This is a genomic window from Streptomyces sp. NPDC002144 (genome assembly GCF_053593695.1).
Window position 1 is genome coordinate 1 of the sequence record NZ_JBSFDB010000145.1, and the last position, 2,846, is coordinate 2,846.

Annotated in this window: 2 protein-coding genes and 1 pseudogene; all 3 read right to left on the reverse strand. The window is 71.9% G+C overall.

Annotated features, from left to right (window positions below):
• A partial coding sequence (locus tag ACWCQ1_RS51870) for a beta-galactosidase (RefSeq protein WP_451030105.1) occupies window positions 1–1,401 on the reverse strand: 1,401 nt, incomplete at its 3' end.
• Window positions 1,398–2,711 (reverse strand): glycoside hydrolase family 36 protein, encoded by a 1,314-nt coding sequence (locus tag ACWCQ1_RS51875; RefSeq protein ID WP_451030106.1) that lies wholly within the window; start codon window positions 2,709–2,711, stop codon window positions 1,398–1,400. The genes ACWCQ1_RS51870 and ACWCQ1_RS51875, both read right to left, overlap by 4 nt.
• Window positions 2,712–2,751: 40 nt before the next feature.
• A pseudogene (locus ACWCQ1_RS51880) lies at window positions 2,752–2,846 on the reverse strand (carbohydrate ABC transporter permease); the annotation flags it as partial.

A 2,846-nucleotide genomic window follows, 5' to 3' on the forward strand; every position in this document is an offset into this window, starting at 1 on the left:
GCCCTCGTCGTCGATCAGGTAGAGGGAGGGGGCCAGGACCAGGCGGTAGGCGGACAGGTCGGCGTCGGGGCGTACGAAGTCCACCGCCACGCCCGCCCGCCACAGCGGCTCGTACCAGGCCCGCACCAGGTCCTGGAAGCGGAGTTCGGCGCTTGGCTGGGAGGGGAGTTCCAGCGCCCAACGGGCGTTCCAGTCCCAGACGATCGCGACCTCGGCCGTGCCGACCGCGCCCCGGACCTCCGCCAACGCCCGCAGGTCCGAACCCAGTTGGACCACGTCCCGCCAGATCTGGCTGTCCGTGCCGGCGTGCGGGAGCATCGCGGAGTGCCACTGCTCGGCGCCGGCCTTGGCGGCCCGCCACTGGAAGTAGGCGATGCCGTCGGCGCCCCGGGCCACGTGGGACAGGGCGTTGCGGCGCAACTCCCCCGCCGTCTTGGCCCGGTTGACCGGCTGCCAGTTGACCGCGCCGGTGGAGTGCTCCATCAGCAGCCAGGGGCCGCCCGCCAGCGAGCGGACCAGGTCGCCGCTGAGCGCGATGTCGATCTGCGACTCGGGGTCGGCGGACTGGAGGTAGTGGTCGTTGGAGACGATGTCCAGCTGCGGCGCCCAGCGCCAGTAGTCGAGGGCGTCGAAGTTGTACATCACCATGAAGTTGGTGGTGGCCGGGGTGTCCGGGGCCGCCTCCCGCAGGACGTCGCGCTCCGCCTCGTACAGCGACAGCAGGGCGTCGCTGCAGAAGCGGCGCCAGTCCAGCTGGTGGGTGGGGTTGGGGACCGCGCCGGTGGCGCGCGGGGGCAGGATCTGGTCCCAGTCGTAGTACCACTGGCTCCAGAAGGTGGTGCCCCAGGCGTGGTTGAGGGCGTCCAGGCTCGCGTACCGGTCCTGCAGCCAGTCGCGGAAGGCCGCCGCGCTGGTGTCGCAGTAGCACTCGGCGTTGTGGCAGCCGTACTCGTTGTGGACGTGCCACATCACCACGGCCGGGTGGTCGGCGTAGCGGCGGGCCAGTTCGCCGGTGATCCGCAGGGCCGCCTCGCGGTAGGCGGGGCTCGACGGGCAGAACGTCTGACGGCTCCCGTACGACAGTCTGCGGCCGTCCTTGTCGACCGGCAGGGCGTCCGGGTGCGCGACGAAGAACCAGGCCGGCGGGGCCGCCGTCGGGGTCGCGAGGTCGGCGGCGATGCCGTGGGCGTGCAACAGGTCGAGGATGCGGTCGAGGCGCGAGAAGTCGTAGGTGCCCTCGGAGGGCTCCAGCAGCGCCCAGGAGAAGATGTTGACGCTGACCATGGTGACCCCGGCCTCGGCCATCAGGCGCATGTCCTCGGCCCAGACCTCCTCGGGCCACTGCTCCGGGTTGTAGTCGCCGCCGTAGGCGATGCCCGGCACGTTCAGGGCGCGGCTCACTTCGCGCCTCCCGACAGCAGACGGCGCGTGGTGGCCACGCCCCACTCGTCCAGGGACAGCAGACGGTCGCTGGAGGCCATCAAGCCGCCGGTCGCCGCCACGTGCGCCGCCCAGCGCTCGCGCGTCTCCACGGCCGGGCGGGCCATCAGGCAGTCCGGGTCGTTGATCCAGAACCGGCCGTGCTGCCACTGGCGGCCCGCGCCGGTGAACTCGGCCGGGTCCTGGCCGGGCTGGCTGTAGTCGTCCGCCTCGGGGCGGCGGTGCGGAGCCGTGTCGGGGCTCACCCGCATCGCGTCGAACAGGCCGATGGAGGGCAGGACGGGCGCCCCGCAGCCGAGCAGGTACGCGTCCGGGCCGATCGCCTCACGGATGAGCTCGATCCCCGAGCGGTACGCCGTCAGCGCGTCGACGGAGGCGTGCCGTACGCCCTCCAGCGCTCCCGCGTAGAGGAAGTCGACCTTGAAGTAGTCGTAGCCCTCGGCGCGCAGGGTGCGGAACACCTCGGTCAGGTAGGCCGCCGCCTCGGGGTGGGTGGTGTCCAGCACCCTCAGGTCGTGGCCCCAGTTGCGGCCGGCGTGCGTGAAGCCGCCGTCCGCGTCGTGGACCAGCCAGTCGGGGTGCTCGGTGGCCAGTTCGCTCGCCGGGTCGACCAGGAAGGGGGCCGTCCAGATGCCGGCCCGGCGGCCGCGCGCCCGGATGGCGTCGGCGATGCCCGCACGGGAGCGGAAGCGGCCGGAGAGGGTGAGCCAGTCGCCGAGGGCGCTCTGGTAACCGTCGTCGATCTGCACCACCTCGATGGGCAGGTCGAGGGTGTCCATCGCACGGAGGTTCTCGTGGATGTCGTCCTCGGTGACCTGGGTGAAGTACTCGTACCAGGAGCACCAGACCGTCGGTGCCGGGCGCGGCGGCTCGACGCCGAGGCTCTCGGCCCAACTGCCCAGCGCCTCCTGGATGTCCGTGCCCCTCCACTCCTTCACCGCGCCGTCCGCGCTGACCTCCGCGAGGCCGTCCGTCACCGTCAGACGGATCGACGGAACCTCGCCCGTGGGGTTCACGGCCGCCCAGAGCCGGGTCGGCGAACCGTCACCGGGATCGAGTGCCAGCAGGCCCTCACCCTGGAAGACGCCCTCGGGAACGGTGACGCCCGGGCGGTAACAGACCGTCGCCCAGTTGTCGTTGGTCGGGCGGTACGGCTTCTCACCGAGGGCGTAGGCGCCGCTGGGGCTCCAGGACTGCCAGCCCTCCTCGTGGACACGGGCGTTGGCCGGATCCACGGGGACGGAGGCGACCGGGGTGAAGGGGTGGTGCACGGGGGTCTCTTCCATGTGAAAGGGCTCGGCGTCGTGGGGGTCAGCCCTTGTTGGCGCCGAGGGTGAGGCCGCTGACGAACTGGCGTTGCAGGACGAAGTAGACGATGAGGGTGGGGATGGCGGTGAGGAGGGCGC